13 protein-coding genes are annotated in these 19,538 nt (G+C 30.9%); 4 read left to right on the forward strand and 9 right to left on the reverse strand.

From position 1 onward, the window contains the following. Positions 1–4 precede the first annotated feature (4 nt). From CLU81_RS24040 to CLU81_RS24075, 8 genes are all read right to left on the reverse strand, one after another. Positions 5–415 (reverse strand): helix-turn-helix transcriptional regulator, encoded by a 411-nt coding sequence (locus CLU81_RS24040; protein WP_099712150.1) that lies wholly within the window; start codon positions 413–415, stop codon positions 5–7. Between the two features lie 191 nt (positions 416–606). Further along, entirely contained in the window at positions 607–5,211 is a 4,605-nt protein-coding gene (locus CLU81_RS24045; RefSeq protein WP_099712151.1) for a hypothetical protein, read from the reverse strand. A 4-nt stretch (positions 5,212–5,215) separates the two neighbouring features. Continuing rightward, complete coding sequence (locus tag CLU81_RS24050; protein WP_099712152.1) at positions 5,216–6,217, reverse strand: MoxR family ATPase; 1,002 nt, start codon at positions 6,215–6,217, stop codon at positions 5,216–5,218. Positions 6,218–6,223: 6 nt separating this feature from the next. Further along, entirely contained in the window at positions 6,224–7,462 is a 1,239-nt protein-coding gene (locus CLU81_RS24055) for a DUF4062 domain-containing protein (RefSeq protein WP_099712153.1), read from the reverse strand. Between the two features lie 6 nt (positions 7,463–7,468). Next, entirely contained in the window at positions 7,469–8,377 is a 909-nt protein-coding gene (locus CLU81_RS24060; RefSeq protein WP_099712154.1) for an N-acetylmuramoyl-L-alanine amidase, read from the reverse strand. A gap of 29 nt (positions 8,378–8,406) precedes the next feature. Then, entirely contained in the window at positions 8,407–11,022 is a 2,616-nt protein-coding gene (locus tag CLU81_RS24065) for a patatin-like phospholipase family protein (protein ID WP_099712155.1), read from the reverse strand. A gap of 134 nt (positions 11,023–11,156) precedes the next feature. Next, entirely contained in the window at positions 11,157–13,106 is a 1,950-nt protein-coding gene (locus CLU81_RS24070; protein ID WP_099712156.1) for a KGGVGR-motif variant AAA ATPase, read from the reverse strand. Further along, the gene (locus CLU81_RS24075; RefSeq protein WP_099712157.1) at positions 13,106–13,714 is read right to left on the reverse strand and encodes a TIR domain-containing protein; all 609 of its coding nucleotides are present in this window, start codon (positions 13,712–13,714) and stop codon (positions 13,106–13,108) included. The genes CLU81_RS24070 and CLU81_RS24075 overlap by 1 nt, the downstream gene beginning before the upstream one ends. Positions 13,715–14,443: 729 nt before the next feature. On the opposite strand from CLU81_RS24075, the gene CLU81_RS24080 reads away from it, so the two are divergent. Next, the gene (locus CLU81_RS24080) at positions 14,444–14,989 is read left to right on the forward strand and encodes a hypothetical protein (protein ID WP_099712158.1); all 546 of its coding nucleotides are present in this window, start codon (positions 14,444–14,446) and stop codon (positions 14,987–14,989) included. Between the two features lie 195 nt (positions 14,990–15,184). On the opposite strand, the gene CLU81_RS24085 is transcribed toward CLU81_RS24080, so the two are convergent. Beyond that, positions 15,185–16,594, reverse strand: a complete 1,410-nt coding sequence (locus CLU81_RS24085) for a DUF1254 domain-containing protein (RefSeq protein WP_099712159.1) — start codon at positions 16,592–16,594, stop codon at positions 15,185–15,187. A gap of 277 nt (positions 16,595–16,871) precedes the next feature. Between CLU81_RS24085 and CLU81_RS24090 the strand changes: the two genes are divergently transcribed. From CLU81_RS24090 to CLU81_RS24100, 3 genes are all read left to right on the forward strand, one after another. Next, the gene (locus CLU81_RS24090) at positions 16,872–17,660 is read left to right on the forward strand and encodes an SDR family oxidoreductase (protein WP_099712160.1); all 789 of its coding nucleotides are present in this window, start codon (positions 16,872–16,874) and stop codon (positions 17,658–17,660) included. 230 nt (positions 17,661–17,890) lie between these two features. Then, positions 17,891–18,697 carry a phytanoyl-CoA dioxygenase family protein gene (locus tag CLU81_RS24095; protein ID WP_099712161.1) on the forward strand — a complete coding sequence of 269 codons (807 nt, stop codon included), beginning with the start codon at positions 17,891–17,893 and terminating at the stop codon, positions 18,695–18,697. A gap of 154 nt (positions 18,698–18,851) precedes the next feature. After that, a complete protein-coding gene (locus CLU81_RS24100; RefSeq protein ID WP_099712162.1) occupies positions 18,852–19,538 on the forward strand; it encodes a CDP-alcohol phosphatidyltransferase family protein in 687 nt (228 codons plus the stop codon).

Genomic DNA, 19,538 nt, shown 5'->3' on the forward strand with positions numbered 1-19,538 from the left:
TGAATTATTTATTGAGTAACTTTTCAAATCTTGCCATCATTTCCTCTTTCTCTTTGAGCATTCGCTCATACAATGCAATTTTTTCATCATATAATTGAACAATTTTATCAATTGGATTAAATGTACAGTGTGGGTTAACTGCATTTAATGTTGATGTATCGTTACTTGTAAAAGTATTCGAAATAATATTTATAGCTTGTTCTTCATCAAAATTCTGAAAAGCTTCCACGGGAATTTTTAATACTGCTGAGATTTGTTTCAACAGATTTTCTTCAATTACATCTTTTTGTTCGAGCACAGAAATTTTCTTCTGATTCCAGTCATTTCCTAAATCAAAAGCTAATGCTTCCTGTTTTATGTTAAGCATTTCTCTGAAACGTTTTACGTTTTTTCCCTGATGTATTTTCTGTTCCATAATGAATATCAATTTTCTAAAGGCTCAATCATAAAGCCCTTCGGATTAAAAATCCTGAATTTCAAAGATAGAAAAATATCCGTAATCTAAATTTTAAAAACGATATTATGAAAAGTTGAATTGCGATTTTCTTACACTATCATCATATGTTGTTTTAATTGAATTATACTTTTTAGGATAAAAAGTGTAACCTATTTTTGCATTTCACTCGAGTTTGAAGTACCTAAAATAAACATTTCCAATTCGTCAAAATCCGAGTAAAAATGTGTTACACCATTTTTTAATAATTCAGATTGGTATTTTTTTATTGTTTCCGGATAAGAGAAAATGATAATCTTTGATTTATCGCTTATCCTATTTATTAATTCCACACCAGCTTTATTTTTATCAGAGACTGCTTTTTCATCATTGTTACGACCTATGTCTGTTATTATAAAATCATATTCATTATTGTTTTTAGAAATATTTGCGATTGCCTCATTATTAGTTTTTACTAAATCAACTGTAATTCCAATAGATTTGAACTTATTTATTACATCAGAGTTATTTTCCGGATGATCGTCAACCCATAGAATTTTTGGTAACGGTGGACCATTATCTATAAGCTTAATTTCAATGCGATCAAAACATTTTTGTTTTTGATACTCTTTATTCCCCATATCTATTGCGCGTATTCTTTCTGAATTAATATCATTTTTAAGAAGTCGGCTTAGTGCGGAATCCAAACGATTTTTGGATTGTTTCGAACCAGTGCTTGAGTGAGAAATGATTGTAGCTGTAAGATTAGGATTTTTTCTTAATTGACTTAAAGTTTTATCAAGATACATTACACCATCAGGTGGCAAATTCATTGTTTCAGAATCAAAATAAATAATATATGTAGAATTATTGTTAAAGGCTGATGGGCATTCTACTATACAGCCAAATTGGTTATTATCTAAATTATCCAGGGTCAATACTGCACAGCTATCATAATCGGCATTATATGCGAGTTCTACATTGTATATTAGATTAGATTTATATCTTAAAGCCTTTATAGTAAATCCTTGTTTTATAATATCTTTAGTAAATTCAATTGCCTCCTCTTTCGTCGTTTTTTCACCATAGTATATGCAATTATTATTTCGCTCAATTCCCCCATCCTTAGCTAAGGATATTTTCATGCTACTGTCTTTGAGGTATTTATATAGCATATCTGATTGACTTATTCCATTTAACAAAACAGTCCATTTCAGCAATGTTACCACTAATACACGTGGATCGTTATAAGGATTATAACTAAACTTTTCTGAGATTATCTTTCGTTTCAATGCATTGGTTGCAATTTTAGCAAGTGTGTCTGCATCTTTTTGAAAATCTTTTTGATGCACCGATATTCCTTCCTCATTAGATAGGCTAACCTGACCATCCGAAGATGTATGAAAGGTAATTTTTGAATATTTAAAACCACTCTTAATAATTGCCTGCTCTAATTTTTTAGCTTCGTCATAATTTGATTTCGGAAAATAAGCAATTTTGATTTCTGGTTTCAGGATTTTGGTTCCCCGTTTCGGGATTTTATTTCCCCAAAAATATTCATCAAGCTCTTCTTGTGTTTCAATTATTTTTGTGTCAGATTTCCTTTGCTCAAGTAATATCTTTACGTCAGCATTTTTAACCTCATCATTACTAAAATGTTTATCCATAATAATTTTCTGTAGAGGAAATTTTCTTTTGATCAAATCAAGACAGAGTTTATATACAAAGGCAGAATCAACATCAGATCTAAAAATAAGACTATTTGTGTTATCGCTCGATGGAATATTAGTGGTTTGTAACTGTTCTGTTTCCAAAACATCTTTATAGAGATCATAAGTTCTGCCATAAAACTCTGCTTTAATTCTATTACAATAAAATCCTGCGATATTAACAATAGAAGTTGGTTGCTGTATCTTTAAAACACTTGAAATTTTGTCATTTTTATCAGAAATAAATTGAAATGAAAGTTCCTTCCCAAATACTGATTTCAATGAAATAATACTGTCCTTTTCGTTAAGAGAGTTATTATAAATTATTTTCCCTTTATCTGATATTATAAGTTTTTCGGGATTAAATGCCTTATAACAATCGTCACTATTCAATTTAATAATACATTGGTATGGCACTAACTTTTGTTTGTTTACAAACAGACCTATAGCAGGTTTTGTAGCGCCAATAAATGCCAAAGCAGCTACTATAATCAGAAAGAAAAGTGAAGTAGCACGTAAATAATTTTTAATATTTTTAGAAATAATATCCTGTGGAGTTGGATTAGTCTTAGTAAGGTAATATTGCTCGAGGTTGTCGATCCCTTCTTCGGTACTTTCTTTCATCAGACTTTTCCAAGCATCTTTTTTATCGGGATCAATGCCCTTAAGATATATTTTTGTTGGAATATCTCTAATTTTATCATCCCGATAAAGCATTAGAAATTCCTTTTCTTCTTTTTCATACAAAGCAAAAGTTATAGGATCGTATGAAAACAAGATAAACTTATTGAATATTAACTGAATGATACGCTCATTATTTGAAAACGAATTATCATCTTTTTTTGATTCTTCTTCCAATAGTTTTATTATGGTCTTTCTCGCTGCAATCTCATATTTGCTATCTAAATTTTTTAGCAATTCAAGTCGGATTCGGGTTGGAAAGCTTCCGTTTTGTACCCATTTAATCCTGCTTATTTTTAATAGATTGTCATAAGTAACAATGGTTGAATTTATAGTTTCTCCAATGCTCATGATTATTTCCCATGTAATTTTAGGATAAACGGCAATTGCACATAACCACTGAAACATTTCATCGTTTACAAGGTAGGTTTTAAGGCTCTCTATATCTTCAAACTCAATAAATTTAGATGTGTAATTAGTATCTTTATTATTAATAGTCTCTTTATTATTAGCTATTTTTTGGTTGTAGCGGCCTTTTTCAAGCACTGAAGAAATATTAAGCAAATCACTACTATCTGCAGCAACAATATGAAAAAATGAAGCAAGTATTTTTTCATTAACAGACCAGTCCAATGAAGTCATTGGAGTAATTAAAATCCGTTTGTCCCAATATGAATATTCTTTTTGGATTGGAGCATATATTTCGGGTGCATTTGCATCTAAAAAGTTGTAGCCGTTACCAAAAACGATGAGTACTGATTGATAATACTTATCCTTTAGAGTTTTTATATCAATAGAGTCATCAATTTCTTTTTTAAATACTCGTATAGGATCTCCAAAGTAGTAATTAACATCTAAGTCGACTTGGCTTTTCTTTAAATGGTTAATTAAAAAGGTAAATAACTTTATCTGAGTACTTTTGGAATTGCTGACATCAATTAAGAATAGGTAGCGGCGTTTGGCATTTTTATTCTCATAAAGAGGTGTTAATAAATCAAAATTTCTGATACTTGCCTTGATGGTATGTTTCAGATCAATTTTTGAGTCCTCGGTGGCTATCTTTCTTTGTAGATCAAAACCTAGCTTTTTGATATTTTGCCTGCGTTTTATAAGTCTGTCTTTATTATAAAAACTAATATCGATTGGAGGATTATTACCAATGAAAATAGGTTCGGGAGTATCTTTAAAATATTCCTGAGCTTTCTTACGATTGGCTGCATTAAAATAGCGGCTAATTATTTTTGCATATAAGGAATATATATAAGGAATAAATAATGTAAGCAGACAGAAAAGCAATAACAGTAATGCAATTCCTAAAAGCCAATAAAAAATATTCGAAAGAGTAGTTAAAGATGGATAAATGTACGGTTTATCAGGTCTTTTATTTACTGTGAACACCTCCCTGTTTACTACAGTAATTTTTTTATTATTGATACCTTTATGAGTACATAACTGATCCTGAATTTTGCAGCTAATATTATGATTTCCTCTTTCAATAAAGGTATATTCAAGCGTATTGCTTTTTGTAATGGTGTCTCGTCCATCAAGTGTCCATGTCACGGATTTATTAGGAACTGAAGTTGCTTTGAACGTTACTTTTTTATCTACAAAAATAGAATCTGGTACATTTATATTAGGAGGAGGTTCGCAAATAAAGATGGAGTCTTTATAGGTTCTTTTTAGATGATTATTATATAAAAAACTAACAGCAATATTTTTCTTCCCTGAAGATTTAAAACGATACTCAATGTTTTTTTTGTTTTTTATAATTGTATCCTCAAAGTTCCATACGACTTTTAACCCTATAGTATTATAACTAGGTTTAAATAGGCTCTGATAAATGGTTTGTTTTGATTCCCATTTTTTATCAGTAGATATATCGTTTTTTACGGGATTATTAAAAGTAGAAAAACTTACCATTTTATCAGTAGTAAAATGATCAGATGTTTTTATTGGCTTTTTTTCGCCTGTGTATTGCTCGGTTTTTACAATTGGTACAAAACAAAGAAAGATTAATATCAATAATACAATATCCAGTAAGATGAATGTAAAAAGTATTATTCTTTTTTGTCTAGTAGTCCTCTTAGTTTCGTTTAATAATTGTTCCTTTTTATTATTTATAAATTCTGCCTCTTCTATATTTTTTTTAATATGATCGTCAAACAATTGATAAAATTTTTCCTGCTCTTCTGCATTTCTACAAATGATTGCTGCAAGCGAATATTTGGTCTGTTCAACTGTTAATTCCTTGTTTGAAAAAAGATTATTGATTTGGGTCGCGACTACATAATCATCAATATCAATAGAAAAATCATTTCTTTCTAGTGATTGAAGAAAATCATTTAGAAGGAAACCGTTATTTTCAGAATTGACAGTATTAAGACTCATATCTTTAGATAATTGATAACATTTTTTTTGCTTCTTTAAAATCTTCGTCTTTTTTTAATAATATAGAAAGCGTATGTACGCAATCCGCCATAGGTTTATTTAATAAGCTATTTTTATGCAGATAATTTAGCCAGTCGATGCATTCGCTGGTATAAGGTTTTTTGTCTATGTTATCATTATTGAAAATTTGAAAGAAGAGACGAATTTTATCACTCAAGCCTTCAAAATCTTTTATTGTATCGATTTCCTCCAGATTTTGTATTTGATTGATCTTCGTTATTTCTTCTTCATTTAACTTTTTCAGGCTTAATTTTTTTGCAATAATCTGTGCTAACTCTTTGTCTTTGGGAAATTCAATATAATGAAACAAACATCTTCTAAGGAAGGCATCCGGGAGGTTTTTCTCATCGTTGCTCGAGAGGATAACAATTATTTTTTCTTTTTGGGAATCATCCAGACTAACTTTTATACTTGGCGAAGCTTCTTTTATTGTAAAGGATAGATTTTCGATTTCATGCAGTAAATCATTCGGAAAATCTCTTGGTGCTTTGTCAATTTCATCAATCAGGACTATGCTTTTTTCTTTTATTTTTTCTTCATTTATATCTGAATTCGCAGCAATTTTCTTAAGCCTTTCATCCTCAATGTTTTCAAATCCTTTAACGCACACGATGGCTTTTCCTAAAGCAGTGAGCGTTATAAAGTCAGTGACATGTTTGTCTCCATCCTTATTCCTAAAATGGGAAACCGCATCATATTCATAGAACAAATCGTTGTAGACTGAGGTGGATTTAGTATTAAATTGGAATACCTCGTTAAAATCGTTTTTGTTCTCCTTATTGGTTGCATACCAATGAGCAAACTGTGTTTTTCCGGTTCCCGGTTTTCCAGTCAATAACAATGGACGTCCTAATGAAATGGCCATGTCAATTGCTGTTTTCAATGCTGGCGAAGGATCATAACTGGCAATATCTTCTTCACGAGTTAGTTTTATTATTTTTGTCATGATTGATTATTTGTTTGTAATTGTTTTTAAAATTTCTTCAGCTTTTTCTAATTCTTCTAGTACGGAACTCATTGATTTAGGAAAGGGACTAATGAAATATTTTTCTATATACTCTTGTGCAACATTAGGATTACTGTTTATATTCTCTCTAATCCATGTTTTTACTTCTTCAAATTCAATAGGTTTTAATATTCCTAAGTCATTATAGACGATAGTATTATTATTGACATTGATTATTGAGTTAATATTCATAATGTCAATATCCTGGAAGTTTATGATGAATACGATTTTTTTATCTATAATTTCAGATATGCCTTTAATGAATAAATGAAATAAATCTGAGATAATTTTGTGGTTGATATTTATTTCTTCGCTATGCGTTAATAGAATAGGTATAATTAACAAATTGTTTTTATAGGTTTTGTAAAATGAGTTAAATTCATTTATGTCAAATAAATCTTTACCAAATGTTCTTGTTGAAATTTCATTTATAAAGCAAGAAAGTAAAGTGTCCAATTCGCCATTTTGAATAGATATTATTGTGGACAGATTTAGGAAGAACTCTTTATTAAATTCCAGATTAGCAGGATTTGAGTTAAGTATACTTAATCTATAATTTAAGTAATGTGCAAAATCATTTTCTTTTGATTGGTAGTAAAAAAATATAACCTTTTCGTTCCTTAAAATGTTATTTCTGAGTTTATAACTCATTATTTGATTTTTGCGGTCAATGACACTCATTACTTCTGCTGGAGAACGTTTAATTATGTAATTATCATTACTATCTGTAAGTGAAAAAAAACATTCTAAGTAGGCAATCCTAAAATCCTTTATATCTAAAAACTGGTGAACATCAATACCGTTAAATAAATTTCTTAGCTCGTTATATTTTTCAAGATTATCACATTCTTGTTCTTTAAATTCTGAATAAACAAACCTAAATATTGTTTTCCCTGCTTTAAGTGCTGTAATATATTCATGCATTGTATAGGTTTTTTCAATATCGTCAGGAGGAAATGAACCAGCATTTTTACCTAATATTATGATGTATATATCACTAGCCATAACTTGTTCCAGACAAGTATTTAAAAAAGGTTTACTATCTCCTTTGTCATACATATGCTCCATTAGCTCAAGCTTTTCAAAATGGTTTTTTCCCTGTTTATCGAAAAAATCAATTAGCACGGCTCTAAAACCTTGTAAATCTTTAAATGTGGATGATATGTATACCTTTTGTTTAGCCATGTTTTTTTATTTCAAAATCAATAACGAACTATGTATCCATCCAATTTCTTTTTTACTGCTGCCATCAGGATTAACGACATCTTTTCGTTCATTTACTAAATAAACTTTGTACCAGGAACCATTGGTTTCGATGAGTCCAACTTCATAATCTTTTTTAAGGCTTTTTATTGGGGTATTTTCTTTTGATGGGGTACTTCTAAAGTTGGTGCCATTTTCTGTAACCTTAAATATTCTGCCAACAAAATCAGTTTTTCCAAAGACTGCCTTTTTGAAATCATCCCAAGGGAATGCAGGACCCGGATCTGGTTTTCGCGCAGGCGAAATATCGTCGTGACCAATAGCGGTAATCAGTTGATAATGTTTTGTAAGCAAGTTGCTTAATTCATATACAGCATCCAGTTGTGCCTTTGGAAATTGAAACCAAAGATGATTATCAGAATCTGTCCAGAATTTATGTTTATGATCGCCAACATAAATTTTAGAAGCAATAGAAGCAGGGTAGGTCTTATAAACAGGCTTCTTGTTTTTGTCTTGTCCAACATGTCTTCTGTAACTTCCGTCAGGTAATTTTTCTAAATAGCCAGGATTAACGATTTCTATACCTATCGCATGATCATTAAATCCGGATATTTTATCCCAAACACTGTATCCTGCATGATTAGCCCTTCTGTTAAAAGGAACTAGTTGAGTAATTGTACCATCTACATCTACAACAATATGTGCTGCAATTCGGTCTGGATTACCCTTGTCTTGTGTTGTCATAAACCAATTAATAGCTGATTCTGCAGTATCACCGGCAGTGTAATGAATAACCAAATATTTAGGAATAATAATATAACGTGCGTTTGGAGAAATCAGTTTTTTTATTTTTTCCGCATCTGTATCTGAAACTAGCCAATCTTTATTTATTTTCATGATAATTCAGTTTTTAAATTAATAATGATTTATCTCATTTTTCCTATTTTATTGTATAATTTATTGAAAGACAGTAAGTAAATATTAGATAATAAAAAACCAAGAAAAATGATGATGATATAAAAAATATTTTTCTTTATCCAGCTTTCAATATTTATGTATTTGGCAAACTTATAATATATGGAAAGAACAATCAGGATGGCTGCTACAGCTACTTCCTGATAAGTAATTGTGAAAATTGGATCAGGAGATTCCCATTTTTTATAGAACATATTTATCAAAAGTATTAATAAGACAATACCTAATGCGGCGGCAAAATATTGTAATAGTTTAGAAAGACGCACAATTTTGAAAGGGACATAAGTACTTATTTTAAGTTGATTTATTAGTTGAGTTTCTTCTGCAGGAAGTGTGCAACTAGGTTCAATTTTTTTAAATGACCATTGTTCTGGTGTATCGCTAAATGCATAATCAACTTCATGATTAGTTTGTTGGTATCCGCTATACATTAGTGCAAAGGATTCTAATTCATTAAATGAATCCAGGTCTGTTCTGACTTCAGAGAGTTGTTGTTGAATTTTTTTCATCAAACCGTAATCTAATAGTACATTGGGGTCTTCAATTTTACCGTCATGAAGGATTTTTCTATTCACATCAGTACAGTTAATCCAACTTACAGGAAGCTCACCTAATCCTTTTTTTAGATGTACTATATAAAGTTGATTAATGTTTTCACTGTACTTTCTGGATTTCAAATCAAGTAATTGTATTTCTCTTAAACGTTCCTGCAGAATAGTGTCTACTCTTAAAAAAAGTGATAATTCATTAGCAACATTTTTATAATTATTAGACATTTGAGCACTGCCATCACTTATAATAATAGAACTACATTCTTGTTCTAGTATAGAGGCAATACCCTGATTGTCATGAACGCCTCCATCTATTAATTCTAAATCAATATCCTCGTACAAATCGCTTAATAATAGAGGTTCAAAAAGAACAGGTACACAAGAAGAAGCTGCGACAGCATATCCTAATCGAAATTTTTGATAAGCCTCAGGGGCATTTTGATAATACATTCTTCGTAATCTTGGTTTTACATCAACAGTATCCGAAATATATGTTGGTGGTTCTCCCATCCAAGTAGCTGTAAATTGCCAGTTATGTCCGGTATTTACTGCTGTGGAATTCAGTATTAATTGAGGAATTTTATTTTTTCTTTTCCAATTATCATTATAGATATTAAAGTTTGAAGCACTTTTAGGTTTGATAATTAAATCACCCATATAAATAGCTTTTACGTTCTTATCAAAATATTTGTTAAATAGTGGCAAATAAAAATGCTCTTCATACAATTCTCCTAATCGATAACTTCGGGAGTATTTTTTTGTGTAGTACATTTTGACATTCTTAAATAAATTGGAGAAAACCTGAACTCTTAAATTTTTCTCCACTGCAGCTTGAAACTCAATCTCAATTTCTTTAACAATTTCGATATAATCGAGTTTGGTTATTTCATCATCAACTTTGGTTTCTAGTAAGTGTTTTAATTTTAAATAATAGTAAACTCCAATTATAGAACCTCCAGATACACATGACATGACTTCGATATCTCTTAATTTATCTTTTTCGGCCAGACTGGCTAAAACACCTATATGAAATAATGCAGCTCTGAATCCTCCTCCGGATAGTCCAATTCCAAGTTTTCCTTCTTTTTTGGATTCAAACTCTGAAGGAGTTAAGTTCTCTTTTTCATTTTTTTCTAATGCTAAAAAGCATTGTTTCTGCTTTTTAGTATCTATTTTTTTTGTTTCGAAAGGATCATTTGGCAGTTGATTAAACTTTTTTTCTGTTTCCTGAAATGAGGCAATGTGATAAAGCTGTTGAGCAAATGTTTGTATTTTCCACGTTTCCTCAATGTCAGCAACATAGAGTTTTATAAAATGTATAGCTTTTTCATATTGTCTTGTTCCAAAATAAGCTTCAGCTATAGTAGCATTAAACCATTTGTCGGGACCATCAGTTATTAGCGAGAGATCATCGTTTACATAAGTATTTATAATCTCTTTCCGTACATTTTGTGAAGTAGTGAATTTTTTTATTACTTCATCCGTTACTCCTTCTATTTCTGAAAGTTGTTCCAGACTCTTAACCACAATTAATTCATTTGCATAGGCATAGTTTATAGCGGTATATTCAGAAGAAAGGCGTGAATGATCTTCTTTCCATAATTGATATCCTTTTTTATAATAGGCTCTGGACTTTAATAAATTTCTGAACTGATGGTCAAATTTCCATTTGTATTTATAAATAGCTCCTGCAATTCCAAGTGTTTCACAATCTAATGTATCATCTAATTTGCAATGCGTTTTTAAAATATTTAAAGCTTTACCAAATTTAAAATAACCGGATAGAGTAGTGTCTTTATATACATTTCGGGCCAATTCATGATAAAGTTTCGGCGTTGTTGTTTCGCCTTTTTTTTCTATTTCCTCAATCCTTTTTAGAATAATTTCTGTAGCATAACCAAATTGTTCATATTGAATCAGGCCTTCATATAATTCCTTATAAGTTTCCGTATCAATTTCTTCACCTCTCAAGTGATTTTTAGCCAATGTTATTAAGTCGTGTTTATCTTTTTTCATAATAAATAAGTGTTATGCTTTTTTTATTTTAGATGGTTTAAAAACATTCTGCTCAGTTTTTAAGACTATAAAAACCCGAAAGAGAAATTGCTGTTTACATTTTTGTTTTGAACTGGGCTATTCCAAATTATTTATCATCCTATTTCCAGTTCTTTTAATGCGGATTTAATTACAATAATTTGATTTGGATCTTGGACTATACTTTTTTCAATATTTTTTTTCGCTATTTTCAAAGTCTCCTGAATCTCTTTTTTATATTCTTTTCCAAAAGACCTTGATGCTATATAAATTGCAACACAGGCATTATAACCGATAAAGGGTTTTTCAGAATTCCCTACATGTTCAGCCAACCACTTTAAATAATCTGAATTTGGAAATTTTTGAAGTTTAGCTATAGCGAGTAATCTTTTACCTGTTGACGTACTTTTTGTCCAAGTTGATAAATTGGCTATTGGGTCATTCATTCCTGCTTTCATTTTGACTACAATGTTTTCCATTAGTTTAGTTCTTGAAATACCACTTGGCATTTTCCGTCTAATTTCTTCATAATCTTTTGCAAATTGTAATAGCTCTTCCAGGTTTTCCTCAGTCTTTATTTCTTCTTTATTGGCAGATTTTATATTTTGATTTATTGATTTAACAATTGCTAAAGATAATTTTTCAACTTCCTGGCCAAATTGAGAGCGAAGTTTGGTGCTTTTAATAGTCTCTTCAAGATTAAAGGCGCTAAAATCTATGAAGCTTCTTGAATTTAAACTTGAAGGTAAAAATTCTATTGTTTTCAAATTTGAATGGCCATATGTGATAGGAAACAAAAGATTTTTTCCAGTATTTTTTTCCCTATTTAGAATAGAAGTTAATTCGATATTCAAAAATGTGTTGTCAAGCCCGGAGTCAGTAACAACGAATATGTATGTTTTTGCTTTTTGGATAGCTGTTTCGGTACTTAATGTTGTTGATTGAGAAATATTAACTTCGTTTATGTCAAAATATAGATTAGGAATATATCCTAATTCATCGATTAAATATTCGTTCAATGCAGGAACAAGTAATTCTCTAACCCATTGATAAACTTCTCTGGGATAGCTTATATAAACATCATACAAATATTCCGTTTCTTCCTGTTTTTTATTTGAATTATTAATTAAGTCAAACTCGTTTTTCTTCAATTGATAATATTCTTTACCTACAAAACTTTCAATATCACTGAAATCCGATATAAGAAGTGTCGCTATCTTTGAAAAGATAAATCCCATTCCTTCAGGGTCATTAGTTCCTTGTTCTACTACTGCTAATTTTTCTCCAAAGCTGAAGTAATCAAATTGAGGTATTTTAATTTGTTCCAGAATATATTTTGGTTCAATCCATTTGGGTAGCCAATCACTATAACAATCTTTTAGTATATCTGCAATTCTTTCAAGCCATTCCTGAGATTCTTTAAATTCTACTCTTGTTCCAAATCTTGAAGGTATTGGAAGAACGGTTAAAGCCATTCTATCAACTTCAAGTTTTTGTCTTGCAGTTTGGATGTATTTCACAATATCACGAATTCCAAATAGGCTTTGATAATTTGCCGTAAACATTGGAATTAGTATGTCAGGCATCAATATAGTGCAAATACCACTTGAATCACTTAAACCTGTTCTGCTATCAATTAAAACAAAGTCAAAATCTTTATGCCAGGCTTCTCTTAAAGATTCTAAATGTAAACCCCCATTTTTATTTGAGAAAAAATCTGACCAATCAAAGGATTGAAGTAATGATGAGTAGATTGCGGGATCTTTATCTCTTCCGCTATTTAGTAATGAAATTGGAAATTCGTTTAAAGTTTCGATTTTCCATAAATAATCCTGATAATTTGGTTCACTATCACTTTTAAATGCGACCAATAATTGAAGCAATCCTTCTGAAGAATTTTCAATTTTAAAACTACTAAAATACCGCTCAATTCCAGGAGCTTCCAGATCCCAATCCACAACAAGAACTTTCTGTTTTCTTTTAGATAATTCATATGCGATATTGGCTAAAGCCATACTTCTGCCAACACCTCCCTTATAGGAATAGAATGTTATTATATTACTCATCAGTTTGAAAATCTAGGCGGTTGGTTTTGTGTTGATTCTTCTTTATGAAATTGCTTAACAAAGCTATTAACAGCTTCGATCTGCCAATCATTTTGCCATTGGGGAGCGTCGTCTATTGCTTTAGCAATTTTTCCTGCTAATGTTTTTACTTTATCTTCAAATTCAGTGTATTTTTGACCATCTTTGTTAAGTGTTAGTTTAAAAAATTCCTGCATTTCTACTTTCTGAATTGTTGATATTTGTATAGGCATAGTTTCTCCATCATGAATAACAGTTGGAAAAATCAATCCATCTGGCCTTTCTATTGTTCTGTATCCATTCTTTTTTTCCCTTTCTAACATATGACCTATTTCACACGAACACCATAGACTTTCTAAGTATTTTTTTGACCATAATAATATAATAACCTTAGAAGTAGAAATTGTTTGCCCTAAGACATTTGGCCAGGAGTCTCCAGTTTCAATTTGCGAATCAGTAAAAATTATGGGGTTACGGCCCAATTCCTGACTAAGGTGATTCTCTAATAGTGGAACAAAGTAGTTTTCGATCCAGGTTCGAGTATCGCCAAGTCTTCTGTAACTTATAAATATATCGTGGTTGTATGCCATTTTAAATTTTATTTTAATAATTAATTACTTTTTTGAAGTTCATTTTACTTAAATGAAAATAAGACACAGCACTATTGTTTTGCGTCTAAATGACCAAAAGGATGTAGAACCTGTGTTTTTTCATCTTTACTTGTACCTAATTTTTCTAATATTTTAATAGCCTGTTTTCTTGTCGTCTCATGGCTTCCAATCGAGTTTGGTTCGATAAGAAATCGTCTTCTGTTACTTCCTGAGTTTCTAAATTTCAGGTAATAGATATTTTGTTGAATAATTAAGAAAAAAGAAATAAAAGGCGTGTAGAATTTTCTTTTGGAGATATAGTGTGTATATAAAAAATCAACAACGATATAAATAACTGTCTAGTAGTTAGTTGTTGATTTTTTGTTAAATCAAATTTATCAATATATAAGATATTAACAAAGAGTATTTATACTTGTTTTTTTAGTTGGTATAGAAATTCGGTTAATATTTTTTCCAAAACAAACCAATTTTAAAGAAATTGAATCGCTACTTAATTTTAACAAGGATTTAAAAACATTAGATCAGTTCATGGTAATTTCTTCTTCTAAATTTGTAAATTTAAAAAAATCAAATAGTGAGGTTAATTTAATAGGTATTTTTTTATGGTCGAAATCTGGTTTTCAGCAGAAAGATCTACAATTTATTTCTAGATTAGATAACATAAAATCTTTACCTATGATTCAAATTAATATTATATCATAAAACAGCATGAAACATTATTTAATATTTAGCGGGCACTTGATCGATAGACCAGATCGGGTGCAAAAGAGATTTCCGCAGGAAAACGAGGAAATTATAAGATTGAAAATAAAAAAATGTGTATCTGAAATTAAGAACAACACTAATGCAGAGCTTTACGGTATCGCGGGTGGAGCTTGCGGTGGCGATATTTTATTTCATGAAATATGTGACGAACTTCAAATTCCGACTGTAATTTATTTGACATTGCCTCCAGATGAATTCAAAAAAGAATCGGTTTCTTATGCCGGTAAAAATTGGGATACCCGATTTGATGATTTGCTAAAAAGAAAGCAGTATAAAATACTTTTGCAAACCAATGATAGTCAACAAAACTCCATATGGGAAGATACAAATGTTTGGATGCTAAATGATGCGCTCAAAAAAGGTGGTGAGCATGTAACTCTTATTGCGCTATGGAATAATAAAGAGGGAGATAATAAAGGCGGAACAAAGCATATGATTGATATTGCTGAAAAAGCAGGCGTAAAAAGAGAAATTATTGATAGTAATTAGTATAAAAAGGCTTTCAAAAAATAGATACTTTTTTAAATTGCAATATCACAAATTAATCAATAATATTTAATCTTAATGTATTTGAAGTTGACAGTACTATAGAGATGAAACTGTTTTGTATTTATGAGTAAAGTCAGCTAAATAATATAAAAAAAAGCCCATTTCGTTGAAAATGGGCTTTAAATTTGTCTGGATTTATTGTTTGGCAATTTCAGGTAAAGGCATTTTCCAAATGTTATTAATTACATCGGGTTCCGGACCATAAATTCTCATTACAAACATGAATTTTTCATCTTTTGGAGTAGGGAGCCAGTTGCTTTCTTTTTCTTTTCCAGGGGAATTTTTTTGTAGATAAATAATCAAATCTCCATTAGGTTCATATTTTAAACCTTTAGTTTTATTTCCAATAGAATATCTGTTAATCGGATTTGAAATAAGGAAACGTTTAGGTAGATTATACATGGTTATACTCCAAAAATATTTTGCTTTTGGCAGCTGATTTTTGCTGAATTTTAAAATATAATTGTTATTTCCTAAAAGCGGTTGGTTATTCTTGTCATTACTGCTTCCCGTATAAACTGCTTCTTCTTTTGTGTTGCCATAAATTCCGGCAGCTGCTGCAATTGCACGGTTTAGGTAATTATTTTTAAGTTCAGCCCGCGTACCAAAAAGATTTCCGAAATCTTTCAAATTATTCAATTTAGTTTCCAGCTCTTGTTTTGCTTCTGCGATTCCTTTTTCTATTGCTTTAATAGTTTCTGGTGGATACTTAGAGCTATCGTAGGGAACTCCGGGTACAATTCCAATTTTTGCAAAACGCGCTCTAAGTTCTTTTTCGCTGCTGTCTTCGCTGGCATATTGCAACAAAGAATTTAAGACATTGATAAATTGTGGAGAACTGTAATCACTCTCTTTCCAGACAGGAAGCGGCAGATTATAACTTTTAACTTTCGGCGCCGCCTGCTTTGTATATTCGTGCAACGGAATTAATTTATATTGCGTTTGTATTCTTTTAAGATTCGACAAATCACCTGGATCGTGAAGCTGAGTTCTGCCAACCACAAATATTAAATTTGTCTCGGAATGTAAAACTTTATCAATTCCCTTTGGAGTTTCACCTTTCCAGTCCGGTCCTGCAATCAGATATTTCCCCGGATTATTTCCCGTTGCACGAGTCCCGATATATTCGTAATTAAAAGTATAGAGATCTACTAACTGCATTACATAATATCGGTCGTTTTCGATTTTTGGAACTTCTAGTACAACAGGTTCATTTGAAACATCGAGAGAAGCCATCGAATATGGAGTATCATTATTTATGGTTATTACTAAGGTATCTGCAGGAGTTGCACTCATTGCAAAGTTTTTAAATTTATTAAACCCGGCATATGATTTATCATCTTTATTTATTGCACTTGCATAAATGGTTTTATAATTGTAAAATATTGGATATCCGTAAATCCAAGCTTCTTTTGCAATTACTGTTATTGAATCAGATGCTAATGCAGTTGTACTTTTAGTGTCTTGTTCAACTGTTGAATGTTCTTTTTTGCAAGCTGTTGCTACTAAAAGTGAAATCATTAAAAAATAGGATAGTTTTTTCATAATTCTACTAGATTATTTTGTTTTCATATAAAAATCTCATAACCTTAAAATTAGAATTTAAAAGAACATTTTATTTTTTTTTAATCTTAAACGTGGTTGCATATTATAAATTGAAACCATTTTTTGTTATGAAATTTGTACGAAGTGGTTCGATTGAAAGGGTACTATAAAATAGTGTACAATAAAGAGAGTAAGGAAGAAGAGGAGAACCATTATGCACGTTGCAGAGCCAACAGTTTACAATTAATCTCTATATTTGATTTATTAAATTAATAAAATGAGCGAAAAAACTAAACCGTATGCTTTAATAACCGGCGCCAGCAAAGGCATTGGAAAATCTATTGCTTATGAATTGGCTAAACAAGGTTATCCACTATTGCTTGTTGCAAGAAGTGAAGAGGATTTAAAAACTCTATCTGATGATCTTCAGGTTAAATACGGCATCGATGCTTCTGTTTTACCGATTGATCTTTCGACGAATGATGCATCGCTAAAAGTAACAAATTGGATAAAAGAGAATAACTATCCAGTTGGTTTTTTAATAAACAATGCAGGTTATGGTGTTTGGGGCGATTTTAGTCAGTCTTCTCTAAGTGATCAGCTTGGAATGATGCAACTTAACATGAATGTCGTTGTAGAGCTTTCGCATTTATTAGTACCTATACTTTCACAACAAAAACAAGCCTATATTTTAAATATATCGAGTACTGCTGCATACCAAGCTGTGCCAACGCTTGCTGTTTATTCGGCAACAAAGGCTTTTGTTTTATCGTTTACGCGTGCCTTGCGTTTCGAACTTGCTCAAACTTCAATTTCAGTTACTTGTTTTAGTCCGGGTCCGGTTGATACTGGTTTTGCTGAGAGAGCTGGCTTAAATGCTTTTAGCAAAATGGCCGAAAAGTTTAATATGCAACCTGATGAGGTTGCAAAAATGGCTGTAAAAGCCATGTTCAACAAAAAATCTGAAGTTATTCCGGGTTTTACAAATATTATTTCGGTTTATGCGAATCGCATACTACCAAAGGCTTTCATCGAAAAAACCGCAGCCGGAATTTATAAAATTTAATTTTTTTCGAAAAAAAATAAAAAAAATATTCTTTGCAAAAGAAAAATTATATTATGTTTGTATTAAATTCTACTAATTCTATAGAGTATGTCAGATAAAAGAAAAAATATGTTTAGTTTTCCTAAAGGCCGAATGCACACAAACATGCTAATGTATTGTTGTTGCTGTTGTTGCAGTCTTTTAGATAAAATTACAAACACTATTATTTCATTTATTAAATCTATATTATCATGGTATCTTCTTATAAAACCTTCACCCTTACTGAGCAATTAACTAATGAGCAAATTGCATTTTTTAACGAACATGGTTTCATCCATTTCAAAAAATTTATAAATCCCGAAACTGTTTCATCAATCATTGACGCCTCAAAACAAGTAGAGCAAAATTGGATTGAAAATGATCTTCAAAAAGTAAACGGCGTTCCAATTAAATATGGAAAAGATTTAGATGGTTCTCCAATTGTACAACGTTTTGCTTTTATCAACCAACATCATCAAACTTTAAGCGGTCTTTTACTTGATCCAAGATTTGATGGTTTATTGCCATTGGCAGGCGAGGGCGCAAGATTAGGAACGGAAGAAAAAGACGGAATGGTTTTCAATCATTATATCAATGGACCAGAAAGTAAGTTTACTAAAATGGGTTGGCATACAGATGGTTTGAGAGATATTTTTTATGGGGCAAAATTAAACCCAATGCTAAATGTGGGTATTCATTTAAGTACTTTAAAACCTGAAAACGGTGGTCTTAAAATCATTCCGGGAACTCATAAACAAAGTATTTATCAAATGCTTTTTCGCAAAAAATACTTTTTAGATAATAAACCAGATGCAGAGGAAGTTGCTATTATTCCGGAAGCTGGAGATTTAACGATTCACGATGGCCGTTTGTGGCACAGAGTTGCAGAATCTTCTATTATAGGCGAAGAAAGCAGAAGGAGAGTTATTTATATCCCGATTATAGCCGGAAAATATGCTCCTAAAAATGAGAATAGTCCAACGGTTTTCTATCAGCGCTTTGCGGGAATTGTTAAATAATCATGCTTATTATCCTCGCATTTAGTTATCTGGTTAGATCAGGTAAACTAAAAAGTACGACCGATTTTTTAAAAAATAGTCAGAGAAAAGTAAAACTAAAAATTGCAAAAGTAGAATTGACGATACTTTCTGGCTTACAAATATTACGCTATTAATGGGAAAAGAAATACAGATTGAAGATTACAGTGCCATTGCACAAAGAACATTTTCAGACCGTAAGCGAACTAATATTTTAAAAAGAGCAGAACAGTTAACGATTGTATTTTTGCTTCCGAAAGTACCTAAATTCATTTCGCCAAACGTACTTACTTTAATTGGTACGTTTGGTTCGGGATTAATTTTTCTAGCCTTTGTTTTAGGTACTTATTTAACAAATTGGTATTTGCTTTTGGGTATTATTGGTTTGGTTATAAATTGGTTAGGCGATTCTTTAGATGGAAGATTGGCTTATTATAGAAATATTCCGCGTCGTTGGTATGGTTTTGCACTCGATATTATTGCCGATTGGATTGGTATTGTACTCGTAGGTTTTGGCTACTACATTTATGCTAAAAACGGCACAGAAATAGTAGCTTTTGCTTTTGTCGCATTGTACGGTTGGTCTATTATTATCAGTCAATTACGCTACAAAATTACAAATGAATACAGTATAGATTCTGGCTTTTTTGGTCCAACAGAACTTAGATTTATTATTGCTTTAATTTTAATTATAGAAGTTTTATTTCACGGATCAATTACCTATTTGGCGGGCTTAATTTCTATTATCTTATTTATAATCAATACTATTGATAGCTTAAAACTTTTAAAGTTAGGCGATTTAAGGGATAAAAACCAAGTCTGA

The sequence above is a fragment of the Flavobacterium sp. 9 genome (assembly GCF_002754195.1).
Lineage (GTDB): Bacteria > Bacteroidota > Bacteroidia > Flavobacteriales > Flavobacteriaceae > Flavobacterium.

What these genes read in the sequence shown, in the direction of transcription:
- CLU81_RS24085 (WP_099712159.1), bottom strand. Translation starts at nt 16,594, where the DNA reads ATGAAAAAACTATCCTATTTTTTAATGATTTCACTTTTAGTAGCAACA.
- CLU81_RS24100 (WP_099712162.1), top strand. Translation starts at nt 18,852, where the DNA reads ATGGGAAAAGAAATACAGATTGAAGATTACAGTGCCATTGCACAAAGA.
- CLU81_RS24040 (WP_099712150.1), bottom strand. Translation starts at nt 415, where the DNA reads ATGGAACAGAAAATACATCAGGGAAAAAACGTAAAACGTTTCAGAGAA.
- CLU81_RS24075 (WP_099712157.1), bottom strand. Translation starts at nt 13,714, where the DNA reads ATGGCATACAACCACGATATATTTATAAGTTACAGAAGACTTGGCGAT.
- CLU81_RS24070 (WP_099712156.1), bottom strand. Translation starts at nt 13,106, where the DNA reads ATGAGTAATATAATAACATTCTATTCCTATAAGGGAGGTGTTGGCAGA.
- CLU81_RS24080 (WP_099712158.1), top strand. Translation starts at nt 14,444, where the DNA reads ATGAAACATTATTTAATATTTAGCGGGCACTTGATCGATAGACCAGAT.
- CLU81_RS24095 (WP_099712161.1), top strand. Translation starts at nt 17,891, where the DNA reads ATGGTATCTTCTTATAAAACCTTCACCCTTACTGAGCAATTAACTAAT.
- CLU81_RS24045 (WP_099712151.1), bottom strand. Translation starts at nt 5,211, where the DNA reads ATGAGTCTTAATACTGTCAATTCTGAAAATAACGGTTTCCTTCTAAAT.
- CLU81_RS24090 (WP_099712160.1), top strand. Translation starts at nt 16,872, where the DNA reads ATGAGCGAAAAAACTAAACCGTATGCTTTAATAACCGGCGCCAGCAAA.
- CLU81_RS24050 (WP_099712152.1), bottom strand. Translation starts at nt 6,217, where the DNA reads ATGACAAAAATAATAAAACTAACTCGTGAAGAAGATATTGCCAGTTAT.
- CLU81_RS24065 (WP_099712155.1), bottom strand. Translation starts at nt 11,022, where the DNA reads ATGAAAAAAGATAAACACGACTTAATAACATTGGCTAAAAATCACTTG.
- CLU81_RS24055 (WP_099712153.1), bottom strand. Translation starts at nt 7,462, where the DNA reads ATGGCTAAACAAAAGGTATACATATCATCCACATTTAAAGATTTACAA.
- CLU81_RS24060 (WP_099712154.1), bottom strand. Translation starts at nt 8,377, where the DNA reads ATGAAAATAAATAAAGATTGGCTAGTTTCAGATACAGATGCGGAAAAA.